This is a genomic window from Saccharopolyspora hattusasensis (genome assembly GCF_050972075.1).
GTDB classification, from domain to species: domain Bacteria; phylum Actinomycetota; class Actinomycetes; order Mycobacteriales; family Pseudonocardiaceae; genus Saccharopolyspora; species Saccharopolyspora hattusasensis.
Map to the genome: position 1 here is coordinate 5319605 of NZ_JBPCDC010000001.1, position 20756 is coordinate 5340360.

Sequence of the window (20756 nt, forward strand, 5' to 3'; positions counted from 1 at the left end):
CGGCACCCGATCCGCACCTGAGGACAAAACCCCCGACCGGCAGGAAAGCTGACACAAGATGCGCGCGAGCTTCGTATTCAGCGAGGTCGTCAACGGCCTTCGGCGCAACGTGACGATGACCATCGCGATGATCCTGACGACCGCCATCTCGGTCGGTCTGCTCGGCGGCGGTCTCCTCGTGGTCCGGATGATCGACAAGATGCAGGAGACCTACCAGGACCGCGTCGAGGTCGTGGTGTTCATGACCGACGACGTCAGCGCCAACGACAACGACTGCACCCAGCAGCCCTGCGCGAACATCATGGCCGACCTCAAGCGCGTGCCCGGCGTGGAGTCGGTGGCCTTCGAGAACCGGCAGAAGGCGTTCGAGAACTTCAACAAGGTCTTCGAGTCGCAGCCTGAGCTGCGCGACGTCGCCCGTGCCGAGGCGATGCCGGCCTCGCTGCGTGTCAAACTGTCCGACCAGGAGCGCTTCCCGGCGCTGCAGCAGCAGTTCAGCGGGCGTCCCGGTGTGGACAGCGTCGTCAACCAGGCTGATTATCTCAACCGGCTGTTCGACGGGCTCAATGTCGTCCGCAATGGCGCGTTCTTCATCGCGCTGGTCCAGGCGCTCGCCGCGCTGCTGCTGATTTCCAACACGATCCAGCTTTCGGCGTTCACCCGGCGCACTGAGACCGGCATCATGCGCTTGGTGGGTGCCACTCGCTGGTACACGCAGTTGCCGTTCTTGCTGGAGGCGGTGGTCTCCGGTCTGATCGGTGCGTTCCTGGGGATCATCGGCCTCGTCATCATCAAGGTGGCATTCCTCGACCGGGCCCTGTCACCGGTGTTCGGCACCGGCATCATCCCCCGCGTGGAATGGGGCGACATCGCCCTGGTCTCGCCGATCCTGCTGCTCGTCGCGGCGGCCGTCTCGGCAGTCACCGGCTACGTCACGCTCCGCCTCTACGTCCGGCTGTAGAGGCTGTTTCCAGGCTCGTCCTGCGTTGCGGTGCGGTTAGCGAGCGGGACCTCAGACGCCGCCTGGTCTCCGGGATCCCCGGCTGCAGCGGGATTACCGGTACCGCGGTTCGCGTTGCGAACGGCGGTACCGAAAGTCACGTGACACGAAAGCTAGAGTTGTTCGTATGGTGAAGGAACGCGGCCGCAAGGTCATCGCGCAGAACCGCAAGGCGCGGCACGACTGGGCGGTGCTGGACACCTACGAGACCGGCATCGTGCTGACCGGCACCGAGGTCAAGAGCCTGCGGCAGGGCAAGGCGCAGCTGGTCGACGGATTCGCCACCGTCGACGACGGCGAGGTCTGGCTGCGCAACGTGCACATCCCCGAGTACACCGAGGGGACGTGGACCAACCACGAGCCGCGCCGGTCCCGCAAACTGCTGCTGCATAAGCACGAGATCCTCCGGCTGATCGGCAAGATCAAGGAGAGCGGGCTGAGCCTGATCCCGATGTCGCTGTACTTCAGCGACGGCAAGGCGAAGGTCGAACTCGCCCTCGCGCGAGGTAAGAAGGCCCACGACAAGCGGCAGGACCTGGCCAAGCGAGACGCGGACAGGGAGATGCAGAAGGCCATCGGGCGCGCGCGCAAGGGCATGCGGTAGTGCCGCCGCGCAACGATGCGGAGGTGCCGGCCTGGGCGGCCGAGTTGGGGCTGCGCGGGCTGGTCGACATCCACACGCACTTCCTGCCGGAGCGGGTGCTGCGCAAGGTCTGGGCCTACTTTGACGAGGGGACCACGCATTACGGCTTCGAGTGGCCGATCCACTACCGGCACACCGAGGAAGCCCGGATCCAGGCGCTCCGCGATCTCGGGGTGACGACTTTCGCGCCGCTGGTCTACGCGCACCGGCCGGGCATGGCGGCCTGGCTGACCGACTGGGCGCTCGACTTCGCCGACCGCACCCCCGACGCGGTGCCGACGGCGACGATCTTCCCGGAACCCTCGGTCGCGGACTACCTGGCCAAAGCGGTCGATGCCGGTGCGCGGTGCGTGAAGGCGCACGTCCAGGTCGGTGCTTTCGACCCGCGCGACGCATTGCTCGATCCCGCGTGGGGGTTGCTGGCTGAGGCGGGTGTGCCGGTCGTGGTGCATTGCGGCGACGGTCCGCGGAAGGGCGAGCACACCGGGCTCGACGTGTTCGAGGGCGTGCTCCGGCGCCACCCGCGACTGGTCGCGGTGCTGGCGCACGCGGGAATGCCCGACTACGCGGCGGCGCTGGACCTCGTGGACCGCTATCCTGGCGTGCACCTCGACACCACGATGGTTGGCGTCGCCTTCACCGAGCGAATCGCTCCGCTGCCCGCGGACTGGTCGGCCAGGCTGGCCGTGCACGCTGACCGGATGGTGCTGGGCACCGACTTCCCGAATATCCCCTATCCGTACGCCGAGCAGCTCGCGGCTATCGCGAGCTGGGCCGAAGCCGACGACCGGCTCGGCGCGGACTTCCTGCGCGCCGTGCTGCATGGCACGCCGTCCAAGCTGCTCGGGCTAGGAATTTGATCGTTTGAGGTATATGGGAATGATCGCCGGGAAGCGAAGCGTTATGCTGGTGTACACCGGTTCGAAAGCCGAGCCGGCGCAAGGGGGGTGAACGGTTTCGACTCCGTACGTTGATCCAAGGGAAGCGTGCCGGTGCAGGCGGGAGACCACCGTGAGCGTCGCCGCAATTGAATAAGCGCCGACAAGAGTCAGCGCGAGTTCGCCCTCGCCGCCTGAGCGAGGAGCGACTCTGTCGGACCGGGACTGCCTCCGACCCGGGATCCGGCATCAGCTAGGAGGCTCTTACCGCCAGGTCCGGTCGCGGGACCTGGCGGGACATCTAACAGCGACTGGGCTTGTCACACCGGCTAGTTCGCGAGACCGGTGAAGCCGAGCAGAGACACAGCGGACTGCGCACGGAGAAGTCTTGGTGAGGCGACGGAGGACCCGGGTTCGATTCCCGGCACCTCCACTTCGAGAGCTAGGAGAGCCCTGTCTGCGGAAAGCGCAGACAGGGCTCTCTTCGTTGTGTTGGCCGGGGGGCCGAGCCCCCCGAGACCCCCCACGGTGCGGTGGTGGGGTTGCGTCGGCTTCTTGCGTTGGGAGCGTTCCCGGTCTGCTCTCGGACCAGCCTTCCGTTTGATTCCCGGCACCTCTGCGTGAGTGAGGTGCCTTGCTTGCGTGGGGCGCTTGGCTTTTTCTCTTCCGGATCATTTTGGGGGCGAGTCCCCGTCCCCCACGGTGCGGTGGTGGGGTTGCGTCGGCTTCTTGCGTTGGGAGCGTTCCCGGTCTGCTCTCGGACCAGCCTTCCGTTTGATTCCCGGCACCTCTGCGTGAGTGAGGTGCCTTGCTTGCGTGGGGCGCTTGGCTTTTTCTCTTCCGGATCATTTTGGGGCCGAGCCCCCCGAGACCCCCCACGGTGCGGTGGTGGGGTTGCGTCGGCTTCTTGCGTTGGGGGCCGTTCCGGGCCTGGGTGGCGACCAGCCCTCGTGCGGGTGCCAGGTTCGGGGCGCGGTTGCTTTGCTGCTGGGGGCCCTACTCCTTTGTGTCTTGCTTGGTTTTAGTTGCTGCTTGGAGCATTCCTACCTGCTCTTCGACGGGCCGGTGACCGTGAACGAGCTGGCGACCAGACTGGAGGTGGCGCCGACGACGGTGAGCCTGATGGTCGGCGAGCTGAGCCGCAAAGGAGTCCTGGAGCGGCGGGAGGACGACGCGGACCGGTGTCGGCGGATCGTCAGCATCACCGACGAGATGCCTCGATCGACGGCTGGCTGGGCCGCGGCGCCGAGGCGTGGCGCAGCGCGCGAACACGGCGTCGCGGACGAGTCCTGAGGGGCCTGGGGGCCTGAGGGCCTGAGGGCCTGAGGGCCTGAGGGTCGCGTTTCAGGGCCCGTGAGCGTTTTTGGTTGCTATAGCGCCTAAAAGTACTCACGGGCGCCACTTGGCCGAGCCTTCGGCAACGGGGTGACGCTGCCGGTCGGCCCGAAGTCTTTGGGTTGCCATAGGTGCCCAAAGGGGCTCGCGGGCCCGTCAGGTCAGGAGGGCTGCCCAGGGGTCTACCGGGACGACTCGGGTGCTTCGGCCCTGGTCGTCGAGGATGCGTCCGTGGACCTTCGTCGTCCGTAGGACCAATTTGCGGTCCACCACCTTGGCGTCGGGGTGTTCGTGGGCGATTCGGATCAGCAGTTCGTCCAGGTGGTTCAGGGAGCGCAGGCCCACGATCAGGCCCAGGTTCGTCGGGCTCGTCACCGCCGCGCAGTGCCGGGTTTCCGGCCAGCTACCCAGGGATTTGCCGATGCGTTGCACCTCGGTGTCGGGAACCGTCAGCCACAGCAGCGCCATCGTGTGCCAGCCCGCCAGCGGGCGGGCCACGTCGCAGCGGAATGTTATGTCGCCGTGCCGGCGGAGCCGGTCGAGGCGGCGCTTCACAGCCTGTGGCGAGGCGTTCAGCTCGCTTGCCAGGCTTGCGTAGCTGCGGCGGCCGTCGTGGCCGAGCGCCAGGAACAGGGCGCGGTCGGCGGTGCCGAACGGCCGGATCTCCCGCGGCGGCGGACCCACGGACTCCCGGACCTGCTCGGCCTGGCTGCGGTTCATCACGCCAAGCCGCCAGATGATGCCGCCGAAGGTGCTTCCGAAGACGTGGCTGCGGACCTTGGTGACCTCCTTCGGCAGCGGCAGGGTCCGCAGCAGCACGTTGGAGATCGCACCCAGCGTCGGCGCCATGACGAGCGCGAACACCTGGTACTCGCCGGTGGTCACGCCGACGGTGATCATGTGCGGCAACTCCGCGAGCCGCTCGGCGACCTGCACCGCACTACCCGGTGCGCAGGCGAACTCGACGGTCGCGCCCTTCGAGGAGCTGTTGCCCATCGCCACGGTGATCCAAGCGGCACCGGCGTCAGTCAGCCGCTGCCAGCGGCGGGCCAGCGTGATGGGCGCCAGTTCCAGCACCTCGGCAAGCGCGGTCCAGCTCGCTCGCGGGTTGATCTGCAGGGCGTCTACCAGCGCGAGATCCACTTCGTCCAGCACCCGGCACCCTCCTCGCACATGACGGCCGTGTGCCGACTGCGTCGTTTTCCAACATTCAAACCGGGACAGGCACGGATATCCATCGTTATGTGATTCTTGTGATGAGGTTTCTCCGACGCTGCTTCGCATGGTTGGCGTCAAGCAGCAATTCGAACTGGTCCTGGCGGGCGCGCGGGTGATCGACCCGGAAACCGGGCTGGACGGGGTGCGCGATGTCGGCATCGGCGACGGCCGGATCGCGGCCGTCGCGGCGGATCGCCTGGCCGGCGACGTGATCGTCGACCTCTCGAACCTCGCACCGGGCTTCATCGACGTGCACAGCCACGCGCAGACGGTCACCGGGCTGCGGCCACGGCGCTGATCAGCGCCGTGGCGCTCGCGGTCGCGGCCTTCACGGCCAGCAGCTTCGCGGTTTCGCTGATCGCCATCGTCGTCGCGACGGCGTGCATGTGGCGTCGTTCACGGTGTTCTGGGCGATGCCGTCGACGTACCTGAAGGGCACGGCCGCGGCCGGTGGGATCGCGCTGATCAACAGCATCGGCCTGCTCGGCGGTTTCCTCAGCCCGACGCCGATCGGTTTCGTCAAGGACGCCACCGGAAGCACGGTGGTGGGCCTGCTCTCGATGGTCGCCCTGCTGCTGATCGGCAGCCTCGCGATCTACGCCAACCGGCTCCCGACAAGACGAGGCCGGACCTGCCGGTGCCTGGAGATCAGGCGGGCGGTCAGTACGAGGAGTTGGCACAGCGGTGACGGGAAGCCTAGGACCAGCCCGGTGGCGATGTCGATCAGCGGCGCCGCCACCGCCGCCGCGAAGACCCGGTTCGAGGCGGTCGGCAGCTTCGCCTTCGGGGCCCAGGAGGTGCGGCGCCAGGGCTTGGCGATGGACAACCACGCCTGGAAGGCGATTGCCGAGACCATCAGCGCGGTGCCGACGAGCAGCGCCGGCGGCGGGGTGGCCAGGCCTGCCCGGGCGGCTTCGGCCGAGCCTTCCAACGCGTCGGAGAGGATGAAGATCCCGGCGTAGAGCTGGACGACGGTGATCGCGAACTTCACCAGGACCCACCAGTTCCGGAAGAAGCCCCAGGCCGTGGACGCCGCGAGCATGAAGCCGGTGAACGCCGCGGCGTTCGCGAACGGGGCGAGCAGGTGCGTGTCCACCACGTGCGCCATCGAGGTCGCGCCGATCCGGACCGCGAGGTCGTCACTGGTGAAACTCGTTGCCAGCAGGGTGAAAAGCGCCAGCGCCTGCGCCATCCAGCCCACCGAGGTGATCACGTGCAGCCAAACGACGGCCTGCCGCCAACGCTGCGAGGTTCCTTTCGACACGGACACCAGGGTTGCGGGTCGCCTAGGCCGCGGACATCCGGTGGCACCCCGGGAATCACCCTGATCCGGCCCCTTAGCCGGGTGGATTTGGTCCAGGCGCCCGGGGTCAGTGCTTGGGCGGCAGCCGCACCGCGGCGAGGAAACCGACGGCGGCCACCACCGCCACCGCGATCGCGTATGCGTTGGCCGTCATGCCCAGACCCACCTGCGTCACGGCGACTCCCGCCGTCACCGTGGGAAGGCTGAAGGCCGAGTAGTTGACCGTGTAGACCGTCGCGAACAGGGCTGCGCGCCGGTTCGGTTCGGCGAGCCGGGACACGCTGCCGAAGGCGCCCAGGAACGCGCCGCCGAAGCCGAACCCGGTGATCATCGTGCTGGCGAAGAACAACGGCGCCGAAGTCGCGGCCAGCGCGGCGAGGGTGCCGAGCAGCCCGACCAGCAGGAGCGGCGAGCCCGCGATGATCGCGGCGCGCGGGTTCCGCCGGCGGAACACCAGCGAGCCGATCGTGCTCGTCCCCATCAGGCAGCAGACCACGAACCCGCCCACCAGGTGGTTTTTGATGCCGAGCAGTTCGATGGCCAGCGACGGGCCGAGCGACATGTAGAAGCCGGTCATGGACCAGGTGGTGATTAGAATCGGCACCACGGCGAGGAATCGGCCGCGGGCGTTGCCCGGGACGCCGAACTCCGGCCGCAGCGAGGCCAGGGCGCCGGGCCGCCGCGGCGACGTCTCGGGCATCAGCGCGACGCCGACGGCCGCCGCCGCGCACGCCGCGAGGAGCAGCACGTAGACCAGGATGGTCGGGGCGGGCGCGTACTCGACGAGCAGGCCCGAGCCGATCGCGCCGGCCCCGAGGCCGATGCCCGGGGTGGCGGTGTTGATCAGCGCGGCCAGTTGCGGGCGGAGGTCCACCAGGCAGGCACTGGTCGCGCCCGTCGCCAAACCCGTTGCGATTCCTTGCAAGATGCGTGCGGCCAGCAGCCAGCCGCTGCCGTCGGCGGCGATGAACGCGACCATGGCGACGGCCTGGATGGCGAGCGCGGCGAGCAGCGCCGGGCGGCGACCGATGTGGTCGGAGAGAGCGCCGACGGTGACGAGCGCGGCGAGCAGCGCGATCGCGTAGACCGCGAAGACCACCGTCAGCGTGATCGCGGAGAAGCGCCATTCGGCCTGGTAGACGGAGTAGAGAGGGGACGGGGCCGCGGCAGCGCACATGAACGTCAGCAGTGTGGCGGCGAGGGTCCAGAACGCGGCGGCGCGCGATAAGCGCCCGGGCTGGTCGGGCGCGCTGATCTGGGGAGCATGCGGGACAGCGGTCAAGGCTTCTCCTAAGTGGTCGCGCACGTCGCCGGGAACAGGGTGAGCGCCAGTCAGGACACCCAACCTGCGCGGGTTCTGGGATCGACTCGTTGGGAGACGCCTTGCGGCGAAGGAGAATTCCCGTTCTGGCGCCGATCCCACATGCTGGTCGGGACCCGCACCCTCTACGACGAGACGACCGCGTGGTCGCACCGGACCGAGAAGGCTGCTGCTTGACATTCAAGCTCCTGGTTTGTCTTTGAGCATTTTCGTCCTGGTCGATCTGCCGCCGCGACACCTGAAGTCCCGCGATACAGGGGCTGCCGTAAGCGGCGTAGCTGCCTTGGCCCACCCTCGCAACCGGCACCGCACCGCAACGCAACGCAACGCAAGAAGAGGTTGGAAACGCTCAAAGAAATCGTCCAGGCCAGGCGTTCAGAAGGTGCCGCCGCCGGCGTGGATCATCTGGCCGGTGACCCACCGGCTGTCTTCGGAGGCCAGGAACGCCGCGATGTCGGCGATGTCGGCGGGCTCGGCGATGCGGCCCAGCGGGGTCTGCGCGGCCATCTGCTCGAGGACCGATTCGGGCTGCAGTTCGGCCAGGGCATCGGTGCGGGTTGCGCCGGGTCGCACGCTGTTCACGGTGATCCGGCGCGGTCCGAGTTCCTTCGCCAGCACTCGCACCAGCTGGTCGCCGGCGGCCTTGGCCGCGCCGTAGAGGCCGGTGCCGGGCCGGTTCGCCGCCGTGACACCGCTGGAGATGACCACGATCCGGCCGCCGTCGCGCAGCCGGTTCGCCGCCTCCCGCAGGGCCGTGAAGGTGGCGCGGGCGTTGGTGTCGAACAGCACGTCGAAGTCCTCGTCGGAGGCCTCGGCGACGGGCGAGAAGCGGGCGGTGCCGACGTTGTTCACCAGCACGTCGAGGCCGCCGAAATGCCGTTGTGCAGCGTCGAACAGGTCGCGCAGCTGCGCGGGGTCGGTGACGTCGGCCTGCACCGTTGTCGCTCGCCCGCCACTGGCCTCGATCTTGGCGACGACCTCGTCAGCGGCGGCCCGGTCGGCTCGGTAGTTGACGACCACGCTCATTCCGTCGGCGCCGAGCCGCTCGGCGATGGCCCGGCCGATGCCGCGCGAGCTTCCCGTCACTAGGGCAACCTTGCTCAAGTCCGCCTCCACTGGTCGATGTCGTCATCAGTCGAAATACTCGACTAAATTTGTCGCGGATGTCAACCGTCGAGGTAGCCTGCGGCGATGGACCTGGACTTTTCGCGCTCCCTGATGGCGTTGCACCGCGAACTACGCGGGCTCTACGCGGCCATCGCCCGCCACTTCGGGCTGACGGCGCAACAGGTCGAGCTGCTGTGCCTGCTCAAGGACCGCGCCCCGTCCTCCGGCGAGCTCGCGGCGTTGCTGGGCTGCGACAAGACCAACATCACCGGCATGGTCGACCGCCTGGAACGACGCGGCCTGCTGGCCCGCGTGACGGATCGCAACGACCGCCGGATCAGCCGGCTCAGCCTGACCGACGAGGGCATGGCCCTGGGGGGCAAGCTTCGCGAAGCCTTCAACGCGCAGGTCGCCGAGCGCTGGGGCTCCCTGCCCCCGGAGGACGCTGCGGCTCTCGTGCGCCTGGCGCAACAAAACTCGTGAGTGCTGAGTCCGGTAAGAACCGGATCCAGCACTCACGAAGTGACGACGGCGCCCATCCAGAGGAAGTCGCGGGCTCGGGTTACCGCGACCAGGCGTTGCCGGTGCAGCGCTTCGCGTTCTTCCCGGTGGCCGCCGGACAACAGCGGTTCGTCGGGCAGGAACACGCTGCGGAACTCGGTGCCCTTGGCGCGGTGTACGGTCCCGACGTGGATCGGCTCGAAATCTCGCCCATCCCAGCGGTCTAGCGGCCGAACCGCGAAACCCGCTGCGCGAAGCACCTTCTCCCAGTGCTCGGCCGCGCCGTTGGTGCGGGTGAGCACCGCCGCCGCATTGCCGTCGTCGAGCCGCCGCAGCGCGAATACCAGCGCCTCGTCCTGGTCGTCGCCCTGCCACTCGACGACCCGCCCGCCGCGCAGCACCGGCAGCGCCGAGCGCAGCGGGACCGCCCGACCACCGTCGAGGTCGTCGAACCGGTTGATCGCGTCGAGCTCCCCGGCCTGCTCGACGATCGCGGTCCGGTTCCGGTAGTTGCGCCGCAGGATCTCCCCGCGCCCCTGCAACGAGATCCCCGCTTCGGACAGCCGCCAGCCACCGGCGTACACCTGCTGCTGGCCGTCGCCGACGAGCAGCAGCTGGTTCGGCCCGTCGCCGCTGATCGCGTGCACCAGCCGCAGCCCGATCAGCGTAAGGTCCTGGACCTCGTCGACGACCACCGCGGTGTACTGCCGGGGCAGCGGATGGCGTTCGAGCTCCGCCAGCGCCCGCATCAGCACGTCGTTGTGGTCAAACACGCCCCGCTCGGACAGCGCGCGCTCGTACTCGCAGTAGAACTGCCAGACGTGGGCCCGGAACTCGGCCGGCAGGTTCACGCCGCGACCCTTGCGCGGAACCGCCCGGTAGATCTCCAGCGAACGGATCCCGCGCCCCTTGATCACCCGGTCGATCTCGTCCTTCCAATAGCCGCGCGCACCGCGGAATTTCCGCAGCGGCGCGGTCAGCTCGCTGCGCTGCCACACCGCGTCGAAGGCCTGCTCCACCTGCTGCTCGTCGACCTCGGCGGCCCGCCCGCGCCCGGCCAGGAAGTCCCACGCCCAGGAGTGCAGGTGGGTGAACTCGATGCGCGCCGCGAGCTGCGGCGCCAGCGACCGGAACTGCGCCTCGGCGATCAACGGCAGATTGCGCAGGTGCGTGGTGAACAGCAGCTTCCCGGTGGACCGGCGCGCCAGGTGGGCCAACCGGTGCAGGGCCAGCACGGACTTGCCGGTGCCCGCCGGGCCGGTGATCCGCGCCGGCCCGGAGTAGTGCCGCCGGACCGCGGCGAGCTGGGCGTCGTCCAGGAAGATCCGCCAGTCCCGGAACGGCCGGTCCAAGGCGTGCTCGACCTGCTCGCGGCGCAGGTCGTGGACGCCGAACAGCCCGGCCGGGCGGCCCCGCTGGGCGGGGGCGCGCTGCTGCGGGATCCGCTGCGGATTCCACATGATCGGCTTCAGGTCGAAGGTGACGGTGTCCAGGTGGCGGGCGACGGCCAGCGCCTTTTCGCCCGTCAGCACCTGGTCGCCGCGCCGCAGGAGCCGGTCCAGTTCGACCTCGGTGACGGTGAGGTGCTCGCCGGTGTGCCCGCGCCGAACCTTGAAGTCGGCGGGATGCACGACCACGGTCCGGGCCACCGATTCGGTCAACTTGCCCGATCCGATCGACGCGCCGGCCAACAGCTCCGCGGTCCACCTAAACGCCGCCCGCGCGGCCTCCCACTCGGGTTCGCTTTCGCGCAGCAGGACCACCAGTACCCCGAGCGGCCCGACGAGCACTGCGTCGGGGCGGTTGCCCGGGGCGTGCGGCGCGAATTGGTTGAGCAGCGTGTACCAGCCGCTGTCGCGCTCTGCCACGAATCGCTGCAGCACGCGGTTCTGCCACGTCGGCAGCAGCCGGTCGCGCAGCTCCTCCTCGGCTTCGCGGCGCAGTCTTTCCTGGCGGCGGTGGAAGATCCCGGTCACGGCGCCTCCGTATCTCGTGGGGCGCCCACATCCGGTCGGCGCACCTGAGCGAGGGGGTCGAAATCGCGGCTCATGACGCCTTCGGGATCCGGTGGGAAACCCGCTCAAGTCGGCGGCCGCAGCCGCCGCGTGGTTGACCACGGTTCGAGCACGCTCGGCATCGACATTAATGCGTTGCGTGTCGTTTTCGGGCGGCCTCGGATCGGATCACCTGGATGTCGCGGGCGTCAGGTGAGTTCCTCACGGACAAGCACATCCAATGTGGACAGTGGCAGTGCGCCGTGCCCCAGGATCGCGTCGTGGAACCGGCGGATGTCGAAGGCGGCGCCGAGCCGGTCGCGGGCCGTGCGCCGGATCCGCTCGATCTCCAAGCGCCCCACCAGGTACGACAACGCCTGGCCGGGAATGCTGATGTAGCGGTCGATCTCGGACGCGGCCTCCAGCCGGGACAGCGTGGTGTGCGTGAGCAGGTAGTCCAGCGCCTGCTGCCGGCCCCAACCGGACTCGTGCAGTCCGGTGTCGACGACCAGCCGCGCGGCCCGCAGCAGGTCCTGCACCACCATGCCCAGCCGCGCCAGGTCGTCGGAGTACAGCCCCATCTCGTCGGCCAGCCGCTCGGTGTAGAGGCCCCAGCCCTCGGTGTAGGCGGTGATGCTGATCAGCCTGCGCAGCAGCGGCAGGTCGGTGCGGTCCTGGGCCAGGCTGAACTGCAGGTGGTGACCGGGCACGACCTCGTGGAAGGCGATCACCTCGGAGGCGAACCGAGGCCGCTGCTCGGCCTGCTCGGTGTTGGCGAAGTACACGCCGGGCCGCGAACCATCCAGCGCCGGCGCCAGGTAGACGCCGATCGGTGTGCTGGCCGACGCGGTGCCGGGCACCGGGCGCACCTCGCACGGCCGGCTCGGCAGCCGCCCGAACCACCGCGGCGCCACGGCTTCGGCCCTGGTGATCGCGCTGCGCGCGGCGGTCAGCAGCTCTTCGCCGTCCCGCCAGTACAACGCCGGGTCCGCGCGCAGCCTGCGCAGCACCGCATCGGGATCGGATTCGCCCCAGATCTTCGCGCCGAGTTCGCCGATCTCGCCGCGCAGCGAAGAGAGGTGGGTCCGCCCGATCTCGTGCAGCTCTTCCGGGGTGTGCTCCGTAGTGGTCTGGCTGCGCACCAGTCGCCGGTAGATCTCGCGGCCGCCGTTGATCCAGCACAGCCCGGGCTGCTCGGCGGGGCGCGAGTGCTGGGCGATCTCGGCGGCGAGCACGTTCCGGTACCCCCGCAGCGCCGGATGCACCACGTCGACCAGCAGCCGCTTTCGCTCCTCCTCGAGCGCCGCGCCGGGTAGTTCCGGGGTGAGCAGCGGGTCGGCGTCCGGTGCGGCGAGGTAGCTGTCGAGGTGCTCGATCGCGTTGTCGACGAGCGGTTGAACCGGGACCCGTCCGGCGGCGACTCCTTCGCGGTGCCGCTGCGCGGCCGCAGTGGTGAACTCGGGGATCTGCCGCAGCCGCAGCAAGAAGTCCTCGGCCTGCTGCGCGTCGGCGACGGGCACCTGGCCCAGCTGGAAGAGCACGCCCGCGACCGGCGCGAACAGGTTCCCGATCACGGTGTACTCGGGGAAGCGGGCGTCGAACTGGTCGACCAGCGCCTGCGCCTGCTGCACGACCACCGCGATGGTCAGCCGCTGCTCCAGATCGGCGTGCGCGGTGTCCACCGCCATCGCCCGGACCCGGATGTTCTCCGCGCGTTCCCGCAGCGCGAGCTCGGTCCCAGCGGATATGTCCGCTAGCCGGTCGTCGCGGTCCCGGATGCCGTAGAGCGTCGCGCCGACCGGGTCTGCGTCGAGCAGGACGGCCAGCAGTTCCTCGGCGAGTTGTGCGGGCGTGCTCACAGCGTTCCATCCTGCCTCAACGGTCCGGCTGACCGCTGGGTTGCACGGGGCGGGGACAATGAACGAGTGGATCCGCTGCACGACCCCGACGACGAAGCCTTGCTGCACCCCAGGCAGGCCCGCGACCTCGCAGGGCTGGTCGAGACCGCGCGACTGGCATCGGCCGTCGTGCGCTACGGGCTACGCACCCGGGTCGGCGCGGCGACGGTGGTGCTCAACCAGGACAACCCCTTGCCCGCCGCGAACCACGCGTGCGCCCTGTGGGGAACCCTCGCGGGGATCGCCGGAACCCTGCTGGAACTGGAGCAGGTCTTCGCCGAGGCTGGCCGCGCCGAGGCCGTCGTTTACGCCTCGCCGACCACGGTCGCGGAGATCGAGGGCATCGCCGACGACGCCGGTTGGCGCGCGGTGGAAGAACTCGTGGCGCTGCTGCACCGGTTCCGCCAGGACACCAGGGGCGGGGCGCGTCCAGCCGTGGACCGCGATCTGCCCCAGATCGTGGACCTGATCGCCGACGACGCCGGGCTCTCCGACCCGGACGAGCGGCTGCTGCTGCGCAACTTCGGACACCGGATCGACGACCCGCGCTGCGTGCTGCGCGTCGTCGACGACCCCGGCGCCGATCGCATCGCCGGATTCGCCCAGGGCTTCATCGAGCGCGGCATCGGCCTGGTCGAGCAGGTGGTCGTGCGGCCCGGCCGGCGGCGCCGCGGCGTCGGGCGGGAACTGGTCGCGGACGTCGTTGACGAACTGCACGGGCGCGGAGCGCTGCTGATCGCGGCGCACACCGAAGAGGGCGGGACGGCGGAGCGGTTCGCGGAGGCCTGCGGCTTCGAGGTGGTCTACGCGGTGACCGCCTATGCGCGCCGGATCGACGATCTGCTGTGACGAAGACCGCTTGGGCCTTGTTCTCAACCCAGTTTGTGTGGCGGTGCTGGTGCCGGAACTTCGGGGGCCGTCTCGCTGTGGGATCCCCGACATCATGAATGCCAACCACGTCGGGGCTGTCCTCGCGAGATAGCGGGGTGCCGCAGACCTCGGGGTGCGGGGTGTCCCCGCAGGTCCTCGGGGTGCGGGTGTCCCCGCAGGACACTGTTGAGCATCCGCGCCGGTGCCGTTGCGAGCGTGGGCAGAGCGGCTGCGCCGCTTCAGAAACAGAACGTCAGCCGGAATAGCGGCGAGAAGAGGGCGGTTAACACTCGCGAAACAGTCGCTGCGGCGCGGTTGCTCGATTGACCGCGCCGCAGCCGCAGGTTTTGCTTAGTTTGCCTAACTACATTGGGGGGGCGGTGTCGAGCAGTTCGGCAACGGCGGACGAGACCACCGAACCCGTCGAGAACGCCGGCGATTCCGGCATCGGTTCCCTTCCCCGCGAGATCTGGGTCCTCGTCGTCGGCAGCTTCATCGTCGCCGTCGGAATGGGCATCGTGGCGCCCGCGCTGCCGACGTTCGCCACCAGCTTCGACGTCGGTGTAACCGGGGCCTCACTCGTGATCAGCGCGTTCGCCCTGATGCGGCTGGCATTCGCGCCGGTCAGCGGTCGCCTGGTGTCGTTCTTCGGCGAGCGCTCCATCTACGTGTGGGGCATCAGCATCGTCGGTATCAGCACCGCCGCCTGCGCGTTCGCGGGTTCCTACTGGCAGCTGCTGATCTTCCGCGCCCTCGGCGGCACGGGATCGACGATGTTCACGGTGTCGGCCGTGGCGCTGCTGGTCCGCCTCGCCCCGCCGCACCTGCGCGGTCGCGCGTCCGGCGTGTGGGCAACGAGTTTCCTGCTGGGCAACGTCTCCGGGCCGATCATCGGCGGCATCATGGTCGGCTACTCGTTGCGCCTGCCGTTCGTCACCTACGGGATCGCGTTGTTCGTCGCGGCCTTCATCGGTTGGCTGATGCTGCGGAAGTCCACGCTGGCCGCGCCGCGGACCGACACCGGCGTGCCGACGATGACGGTCGGCCAAGCGCTGCGCCACCGCGCCTACCGGGCGGCGATGCTGTCGAACTTCAGCAACGGCTGGGCCGTTTTCGGCGTCCGCATCGCGCTGGTCCCGCTGTTCGTGGTCGAAGTCCTGCGCTCCACCCAGTCAATGGCCGGCATCGCGTTGTCAGTGTTTGCGCTGGGCAACGCCGCGGTGTTGCTACTGTCGGGCCGGATCGCGGACAAGCGCGGCCGCAAGCCGCTGGCGCTCATCGGGCTCGCGGTCTCCGGTCTGGCCACCGCGTTGCTCGGCGTCACCGACTCCGTCCCGTGGTTCCTCGCCGCGTCGCTGGTCGCGGGCATGGGCGCCGGAATTCTCAGCCCCGCCCAGAGCGCCGCGGTCGCCGACATCATCGGCGCGAAGGGCAAGGGCGGTCCGGTGCTGGCCGCGTTCCAGATGTCCGCCGACTTCGGCGCGATCCTCGGCCCGCTGATCGCCGGTGTGCTCGCCGACACGATGTCCTACGGCGCGGCGTTCGCCGTCACCGGCTTCACCGCGGTGCTCGGCCTGCTGGCCTGGATCGGCGCCCCGGAGACCCGCCCGGCCACCCCGCCCCGCGCCGAACCCACCACCGGGGCGGCTTGAGCCCCGAGATCCTTCCCAGGTGAACGCGCGCCGTCCCGGTCCGGATCAGGCGAACTCGATCGAGTCGCCGAACGGCCGGCCGCCCCACAGGCTGGACGCACGAGGGGCAGGTGTCTGGTCGCGGATCGTCGGGTATCCCGGCACTGACGTCGTGACCCCGCGGCGTCGTGATCTGCCTGCCTGCCGATGCGGGAGGACGACATGAGCACGACCACCGGAATTCCCGGCAACGAGCTGGCCGAGGAACTTCTGCTGCGGGAGCTGCGCCACCTGCACCAGACCCGCAACGAGACCTTCCTGCACGGCTCGCCGGATGCGCTGCGGGAGCACACGGCGCGCACGTTCGAGCTCGAACAGGAGTACCTGCGGCGCCACCCGGAACGTGCGGTGGATCCCCGCCGCACCCGCTCCGGTGCGAGAGGAGAGCCGCAACATGCCTGAGCCTCGCGTCGTGATCATCGGCGGCGGACACGTCGGCCTGACCCTCGCGCTGCGCCTGCAGCGGAAGATGAAGCCCGGCGAAGCCAAGGTCACGGTGATCGACACCCAACCGCACATGACCTACCAGCCGTTCCTGCCGGAGGCCGCGGCCGGCTCGCTCGAACCGCGGCACGTGGTAGTGCCGCTGCGGGAGGCACTGCGCCACTGCGAGGTACTGACCGCGCAGGTCTCCGGCATCGACCACGCCCAGCAGCGGCTGACCGCGACCCTCGGGGACGGCAAGGTCGAGCACTTCGGCTACGACATGCTGGTGGTCGTTCCCGGCTCGATCTCGCGGGCGCTGCCCATCCCGGGCCTGGCCGAACAGGGCGTCGGGTTCAAGACCATCGGCGAGGCGATCTACCTGCGCAACCACGTTCTGTCCAGATTGGACATAGCCGCCAGCACCACCGACGAACGGCTCCGCCGCAGGCTGCTGACGTTCGTGTTCGTCGGCGGCGGCTACGCGGGCATCGAGGCGATGGCCGAGCTGGAGAGCATGGCGCGCTACGCGATCCGCAGCTACCCGCAGGTCTCGGCCCAGGAAATGCGCTGGGTGCTGGTCGAGGCGATGGGCCGGATCATGCCCGAGGTCAGCCCGCCGATGAGCGAGTACACCAAGGGGCGGCTGGAGGAACGCGGCATCGAGGTGAAGCTGAACACTACCGCGAAGTCCTTTGTGGATGGTCATGTGGTGCTCTCCGACGGCGACGAGTTCAACGCCGACACCGTGGTGTGGACGGCCGGGGTAAAGCCACACCCGATGCTGGAGGACAGCGACCTGCCGAGGGACGGCAAGGGCCGCGTCGAATGCACGGCGAGGCTCCAGGTCCGCGGCACCCACAACGTGTTCTCGGCCGGTGACTGCGCTGCGGTCCCGGACCTGACCAGCAGCGACCCGGACGCCCTGTGCAGCCCGTCGGCGCAGCACGCGATCCGGCAGGCCAAGGTGCTGGCCGACAACATCCTCGCGATGCTGCGCGGCGAACAACTTCTGAACTACAAGCACAAGTACGCGGGGTCGGTGGCGGGGCTCGGCCTGTTCCAGGGTGCCGCCGAGGTCTACGGGGTCAAGCTCAAGGGCTTCCCGGCGTGGCTGCTGCACCGCGGCTACCACCTGATGAGGATGCCGACTGCATCCCAAAAGGGCCGAATCCTCGGCGACTGGCTGATGGAACTGCCGTTTCCCCGCCAGGTCGTCGCGCTCGGCGAACTGCACGACCCCCGAGCCGAGTTCGTCAAGGCCGCCAACACCCGCGGCCTGCCCAGACCGAACGGCCGCGCCGCCGGTTGAGCCATGTCCGGCGCCGAGGAGTTCGTCCCACCGCAGGCCCGGTTGCCGGGCCTGCGCAAGGCGGTGCAGGACTGCCGGGGCTGCGGGCTATACCGCGACGCCACCCAGGCGGTCTTCGGCGCGGGCCCGGAGTCCGCGCGGGTCGTGATGATCGGCGAACAGCCGGGCGACCAGGAGGACCAGAAGGGCGAGCCCTTCGTCGGACCGGCCGGCCGGATGCTGGACCGCGCGTTGGCGGAGGCCGGCATCCGGCGAAGCGAGGTGTACCTCACCAACACCACCAAGCACTTCAAGTTCGAGCGCGTGAGCGGGAAGCGGCGCATCCACCAGAAACCGTCCCGCACCGAGGTGAACGCGTGCCGCCCCTGGCTGGACGCCGAACTGCGCGTGGTCAAGCCGCACCTGGTGATCTGCCTCGGCGCGACCGCGGCCCAGGCGATGCTGGGCACGTCGTTCCGGATCACCAAGGAACGCGGCACCGTGCTGGACCTGCCGGATCACGAAGCCCAGGTGGTGGCGACGATCCACCCGTCGGCGATCCTTCGCTTCGATGACCGGGAGGCGGTGTATCAGGGGTTCGTCGCGGACCTGCAGGTGGCGGCGCAAGCCTTGCGGTCACTCCAGGCCGGGTAGCGGCACGACGCCGTCGTGCTCCCAGCGCACCAACCGCCGGGCCTTGCCCGATTCGGCGCGTGGGATGTGGTCAGGCGGTAGGACCCGGACGATGCACGTGATGCCGAGCCGCGCCTGCAGCGCGCCCGTGAGCTGGTCCGCCAGGAGTTCGGTGTCGTCGTGCGGGTCCTGCGGCTCGACGGCAATCCGCAGCTCCGGCCGCGACCGGTCGCGGAGGTCCTCGACGATCAGGTAGTGCGGTGCCACCCGCCGATCGGCCAGCAGCACGGCTTCGATCTCCGACGGGAACACGTTGACGCCGCGAACGACCAGCATGTCGTCGGTGCGGCCCAGCACCCGGCTCATCCGGCGCAGCGTCCGCGCCGAGCCCGGCACGGGCCCGGCCAGCGCGGCCACGTCGCCGGTCCGGTAGCGCAGCAGCGGAGCGCCGGTCTTCGTCAACGTCGTGAACACCAACTCGCCGACCTCGCCGTCCGGGAGCGGCTCGCCGTCCGCATCGACCACCTCGGGGTAGAAGTGGTCCTCGGCGATGTTCAGCAGTCCCTCGGAGTCCAACGACTCGCACGCCACACCCGGGCCGATCACCTCGGTGAGCCCATAGATGTTGAGCGCCCGCAACCCCAGCAGCCCCTCGATGCTCAACCGCATCTCTTCGGTCCAAGGCTCGGCCCCGAACAACCCCACCCGGAGCGACAACTGCTCGGCGGTGATCCCGGTCGACGCGAACGCCTCGCCGAGGTAGATCGCGTACGACGGTGTGCAGCACAACGCATCGGGGCGCAGATCGAGCAACAACCGAAGCTGCCGGTCGGTGGCGCCGCTGGACACCGGCAGCACGGTCGCGCCGATCCGCGTCGCCCCGTGGTGCACGCCGAGCCCACCGGTGAACAGGCCGTACCCGTAGGCGCAGTGCACGAAGCTGCGCCGCGTCACGCCTGCCCCGCCCAATGCCCGCGCCATCACCTCCGCCCACACGGCGACGTCACGCGCGGTGTACGGCACCAGCGTCGCCCGCCCCCACGTGCCGGACGTGCCGTGCACGCAGACAACGTCCTCGTCGGCGGCGGTGCGCAGCCCAAACGGGTAGTGATCCCAGAAGTCCTGCTTGGAGACGAACGGCAACCGGTGCAAATCGGCGAGTCGCACGTCGGAGCCCGCCGAGACGCCGCAGTCCCGAAGCCGCCCGGCCTGCACGCCGCCGGCGGCCAGCAGCCGGTCGACCAACCTGCGCAACCAATGTTCCTGCAGTTCACGGCGTCTCTCGGGATCAGCCCCCTCGGCCTCGGGAGCCACCAGCGAAGGACGCACGCGCTGTGCTGTCGCCACGACCCCGGGTGTAGCACCTCGACAGGAGCCCTGGGTAGATCCAAGAGGGGGACCCCCCCTGAAAACCCCTCCGGATGCCTGTTGTACTGTATTCACACAACGAGATGAGCGGTTCGGGAAAGAACACCGAACGAACCGAACACTTCGGGAAAACAGAACAAGGGGCTGTGGCGCAGCTGGTAGCGCACTTGACTGGCAGTCAAGGGGTCACGGGTTCGAATCCCGTCAGCTCCACCATGGAAACACCAGGTCAGACGGTGTTTCTCTCTCTTTTTGTGCTCGGGTTGAGGCTTCACCAGGTGTTGCACTGAGTTCGGCGACACCTTGACTGGAGCATGATCGACATGGGGAGTAAGCGCACAAACGCGCCCAAGCGTTTAACTCAACCGGATCTACCGCGCCCGGCCAAGCAACCGGGGGCGGATTTGCCGAACTTGTGGCTGTCCAGTCGGGGGCCGAAGCCTCTGCGTGCGAACGGCGTCAAGATCATGCTCCGGCGACGGGGTGAAGACACGGGAATTGAACGGGTGCACGCCCACCGGTTCCGGCACACTCTCGCTCACGAATGGAAGGTGCAGGGCGGCAACGATTCCGCACTGATGGAAGTCATGGGGTGGACTTCCGCCGAAATGGTGCGTCACTACGGCAGGGCTGCCGCGCAAACGCTCGCCCAGCACGCGCACCGCGAAATGGCGCTCGGCGACCGCCTGTAGCTCGATCGGGTAACACGGGTGCGCTGTGTTTGGTGCATGAGCGAGGCACTGACACCGGCACAGCGCACCCTTCGCGCGAAGATCGCCGCACACCGATCCTGGGCAAACACCGAAGACCGAGCGGCACGAACCGCGGCAGCCCGTAGAACGGCTCACGACCGGTTCGAGCACGAAGTCGACCCCGACGGCGTTCTGCCACCCGAGGAGCGCGCCCGACGAGCGGAGTCGGCTCGCAAGGCGCATTTCTCAGCGATGGCGCTCAAGAGCGCCAAGGCACGCCGGCGAGGTCCAAGCTCGGCGCGAAAACTCGGTCGCGATACCTCGAAATGACGAGCGCCCCGTCCGGCACCTGCCGGACGGGGCGCTCGGCTCATTCGTCAGCCGTCGAGCTCGCCCGTCTTCACTGCCGTCAGGAAGGCTGACCAGGTCGACCGGGCGAACACGAACGCGGCGCCCTGGGGGTCTTTGCTGTCGCGTACGGCGGTGGCGTTGGCGAGGTCGGCGACCTCGACGCAGTTGTTGTTGCCGGTGGTGCGACTGGACTTGCGCCAGGTAACCGGCCCAAGCTCTGGGGCTCGCATGTAGCCCTC

General features: G+C 69.1%; 19 protein-coding genes, 1 tRNA gene, 1 other RNA gene and 1 pseudogene. 14 read left to right on the forward strand and 8 right to left on the reverse strand.

Annotated elements, in window-relative coordinates:
• Nucleotides 1-58: 58 nt before the first annotated feature.
• From ftsX to ACRXBZ_RS25350, 5 genes and pseudogenes are all read left to right on the forward strand, one after another.
• Nucleotides 59-961 (forward strand): permease-like cell division protein FtsX, encoded by a 903-nt coding sequence (gene ftsX, locus ACRXBZ_RS25330; RefSeq protein WP_168586742.1) that lies wholly within the window; start codon nt 59-61, stop codon nt 959-961.
• A 166-nt stretch (nt 962-1127) separates the two neighbouring features.
• A complete protein-coding gene (gene smpB / locus ACRXBZ_RS25335) occupies nt 1128-1604 on the forward strand; it encodes an SsrA-binding protein SmpB (protein WP_010693918.1) in 477 nt (158 codons plus the stop codon).
• Nucleotides 1604-2503 (forward strand): amidohydrolase family protein, encoded by a 900-nt coding sequence (locus ACRXBZ_RS25340; protein WP_433881209.1) that lies wholly within the window; start codon nt 1604-1606, stop codon nt 2501-2503. Before smpB ends, ACRXBZ_RS25340 begins: the two co-directional genes overlap by 1 nt.
• A gap of 83 nt (nt 2504-2586) precedes the next feature.
• Nucleotides 2587-2957, forward strand: a transfer-messenger RNA (tmRNA) gene (ssrA, locus tag ACRXBZ_RS25345).
• Between the two features lie 605 nt (nt 2958-3562).
• Nucleotides 3563-3786, forward strand: a pseudogene (locus ACRXBZ_RS25350) (MarR family transcriptional regulator); the annotation flags it as partial.
• A 226-nt stretch (nt 3787-4012) separates the two neighbouring features.
• Here ACRXBZ_RS25350 and ACRXBZ_RS25355 read toward each other — a convergent pair.
• A complete protein-coding gene (locus ACRXBZ_RS25355) occupies nt 4013-5011 on the reverse strand; it encodes an Lrp/AsnC family transcriptional regulator (protein WP_433881210.1) in 999 nt (332 codons plus the stop codon).
• Nucleotides 5012-5138: 127 nt separating this feature from the next.
• Here ACRXBZ_RS25355 and ACRXBZ_RS25360 point away from each other — a divergent pair, with 127 nt between their 5' ends.
• Nucleotides 5139-5372: a hypothetical protein gene (locus ACRXBZ_RS25360; RefSeq protein WP_433881211.1), complete on the forward strand. Its 234-nt coding sequence runs from the start codon at nt 5139-5141 to the stop codon at nt 5370-5372.
• A 297-nt stretch (nt 5373-5669) separates the two neighbouring features.
• Here the strand turns inward: ACRXBZ_RS25360 and ACRXBZ_RS25365 are convergent, their stop codons facing one another.
• The 3 genes from ACRXBZ_RS25365 to ACRXBZ_RS25375 all read right to left on the reverse strand — a co-directional run bounded on the left by ACRXBZ_RS25365 (nt 5670) and on the right by ACRXBZ_RS25375 (nt 8784).
• Nucleotides 5670-6344 (reverse strand): hypothetical protein, encoded by a 675-nt coding sequence (locus ACRXBZ_RS25365; protein ID WP_433881212.1) that lies wholly within the window; start codon nt 6342-6344, stop codon nt 5670-5672.
• A 100-nt stretch (nt 6345-6444) separates the two neighbouring features.
• Nucleotides 6445-7659: an MFS transporter gene (locus tag ACRXBZ_RS25370; RefSeq protein ID WP_433881213.1), complete on the reverse strand. Its 1215-nt coding sequence runs from the start codon at nt 7657-7659 to the stop codon at nt 6445-6447.
• Nucleotides 7660-8073: 414 nt separating this feature from the next.
• Nucleotides 8074-8784 carry an SDR family oxidoreductase gene (locus ACRXBZ_RS25375; protein ID WP_433881214.1) on the reverse strand — a complete coding sequence of 237 codons (711 nt, stop codon included), beginning with the start codon at nt 8782-8784 and terminating at the stop codon, nt 8074-8076.
• Nucleotides 8785-8889: 105 nt separating this feature from the next.
• Here ACRXBZ_RS25375 and ACRXBZ_RS25380 point away from each other — a divergent pair, with 105 nt between their 5' ends.
• Nucleotides 8890-9288 carry a MarR family winged helix-turn-helix transcriptional regulator gene (locus ACRXBZ_RS25380; RefSeq protein ID WP_433881215.1) on the forward strand — a complete coding sequence of 133 codons (399 nt, stop codon included), beginning with the start codon at nt 8890-8892 and terminating at the stop codon, nt 9286-9288.
• A gap of 32 nt (nt 9289-9320) precedes the next feature.
• Here ACRXBZ_RS25380 and ACRXBZ_RS25385 read toward each other — a convergent pair whose 3' ends face one another.
• Together ACRXBZ_RS25385 and ACRXBZ_RS25390 are read right to left on the reverse strand one after the other, a co-directional pair.
• Nucleotides 9321-11282 (reverse strand): UvrD-helicase domain-containing protein, encoded by a 1962-nt coding sequence (locus ACRXBZ_RS25385; protein ID WP_433881216.1) that lies wholly within the window; start codon nt 11280-11282, stop codon nt 9321-9323.
• A gap of 227 nt (nt 11283-11509) precedes the next feature.
• Nucleotides 11510-13159: a DUF885 domain-containing protein gene (locus tag ACRXBZ_RS25390; RefSeq protein ID WP_433881217.1), complete on the reverse strand. Its 1650-nt coding sequence runs from the start codon at nt 13157-13159 to the stop codon at nt 11510-11512.
• A gap of 66 nt (nt 13160-13225) precedes the next feature.
• Between ACRXBZ_RS25390 and ACRXBZ_RS25395 the strand changes: the two genes are divergently transcribed.
• The 5 genes from ACRXBZ_RS25395 to ACRXBZ_RS25415 all read left to right on the forward strand — a co-directional run bounded on the left by ACRXBZ_RS25395 (nt 13226) and on the right by ACRXBZ_RS25415 (nt 18127).
• Complete coding sequence (locus ACRXBZ_RS25395) at nt 13226-14047, forward strand: GNAT family N-acetyltransferase (RefSeq protein WP_168586751.1); 822 nt, start codon at nt 13226-13228, stop codon at nt 14045-14047.
• Nucleotides 14048-14448: 401 nt separating this feature from the next.
• Nucleotides 14449-15720, forward strand: coding sequence for an MFS transporter (locus ACRXBZ_RS25400; protein WP_433881218.1), 1272 nt, complete (start codon nt 14449-14451; stop codon nt 15718-15720).
• A 201-nt stretch (nt 15721-15921) separates the two neighbouring features.
• Nucleotides 15922-16161, forward strand: coding sequence for a DUF6158 family protein (locus ACRXBZ_RS25405; RefSeq protein ID WP_168586752.1), 240 nt, complete (start codon nt 15922-15924; stop codon nt 16159-16161).
• The gene (locus ACRXBZ_RS25410; protein WP_433881219.1) at nt 16154-17494 is read left to right on the forward strand and encodes an NAD(P)/FAD-dependent oxidoreductase; all 1341 of its coding nucleotides are present in this window, start codon (nt 16154-16156) and stop codon (nt 17492-17494) included. The genes ACRXBZ_RS25405 and ACRXBZ_RS25410 overlap by 8 nt, the downstream gene beginning before the upstream one ends.
• Nucleotides 17495-17497: 3 nt before the next feature.
• Nucleotides 17498-18127, forward strand: coding sequence for a UdgX family uracil-DNA binding protein (locus ACRXBZ_RS25415; RefSeq protein ID WP_433881220.1), 630 nt, complete (start codon nt 17498-17500; stop codon nt 18125-18127).
• On the opposite strand, the gene ACRXBZ_RS25420 is transcribed toward ACRXBZ_RS25415, so the two are convergent.
• Nucleotides 18110-19360: a phenylacetate--CoA ligase family protein gene (locus ACRXBZ_RS25420; protein ID WP_433881221.1), complete on the reverse strand. Its 1251-nt coding sequence runs from the start codon at nt 19358-19360 to the stop codon at nt 18110-18112. The two genes, ACRXBZ_RS25415 and ACRXBZ_RS25420, sit on opposite strands and share 18 nt — an antisense overlap.
• 254 nt (nt 19361-19614) lie before the next feature.
• Between ACRXBZ_RS25420 and ACRXBZ_RS25425 the strand changes: the two genes are divergently transcribed.
• A tRNA-Ala gene (locus ACRXBZ_RS25425) sits at nt 19615-19690 on the forward strand.
• 98 nt (nt 19691-19788) lie between these two features.
• Nucleotides 19789-20166 (forward strand): tyrosine-type recombinase/integrase, encoded by a 378-nt coding sequence (locus tag ACRXBZ_RS25430; protein WP_433881222.1) that lies wholly within the window; start codon nt 19789-19791, stop codon nt 20164-20166.
• Between the two features lie 377 nt (nt 20167-20543).
• Here the strand turns inward: ACRXBZ_RS25430 and ACRXBZ_RS25435 are convergent, their stop codons facing one another.
• A complete protein-coding gene (locus tag ACRXBZ_RS25435; protein ID WP_433881223.1) occupies nt 20544-20747 on the reverse strand; it encodes a DUF397 domain-containing protein in 204 nt (67 codons plus the stop codon).
• Between the last annotated feature and the right edge of the window lie 9 nt (nt 20748-20756).

Bases quoted from the DNA above. Each gene is read 5' to 3' on its own strand.
- ACRXBZ_RS25430 (WP_433881222.1), top strand. From the start codon at position 19,789: ATGATCGACATGGGGAGTAAGCGCACAAACGCGCCCAAGCGTTTAACT.
- ACRXBZ_RS25405 (WP_168586752.1), top strand. From the start codon at position 15,922: ATGAGCACGACCACCGGAATTCCCGGCAACGAGCTGGCCGAGGAACTT.
- ACRXBZ_RS25435 (WP_433881223.1), bottom strand. From the start codon at position 20,747: ATGCGAGCCCCAGAGCTTGGGCCGGTTACCTGGCGCAAGTCCAGTCGC.
- ACRXBZ_RS25380 (WP_433881215.1), top strand. From the start codon at position 8,890: ATGGACCTGGACTTTTCGCGCTCCCTGATGGCGTTGCACCGCGAACTA.
- ftsX (WP_168586742.1), top strand. From the start codon at position 59: ATGCGCGCGAGCTTCGTATTCAGCGAGGTCGTCAACGGCCTTCGGCGC.
- smpB (WP_010693918.1), top strand. From the start codon at position 1,128: ATGGTGAAGGAACGCGGCCGCAAGGTCATCGCGCAGAACCGCAAGGCG.
- ACRXBZ_RS25360 (WP_433881211.1), top strand. From the start codon at position 5,139: ATGGTTGGCGTCAAGCAGCAATTCGAACTGGTCCTGGCGGGCGCGCGG.
- ACRXBZ_RS25410 (WP_433881219.1), top strand. From the start codon at position 16,154: ATGCCTGAGCCTCGCGTCGTGATCATCGGCGGCGGACACGTCGGCCTG.
- ACRXBZ_RS25415 (WP_433881220.1), top strand. From the start codon at position 17,498: ATGTCCGGCGCCGAGGAGTTCGTCCCACCGCAGGCCCGGTTGCCGGGC.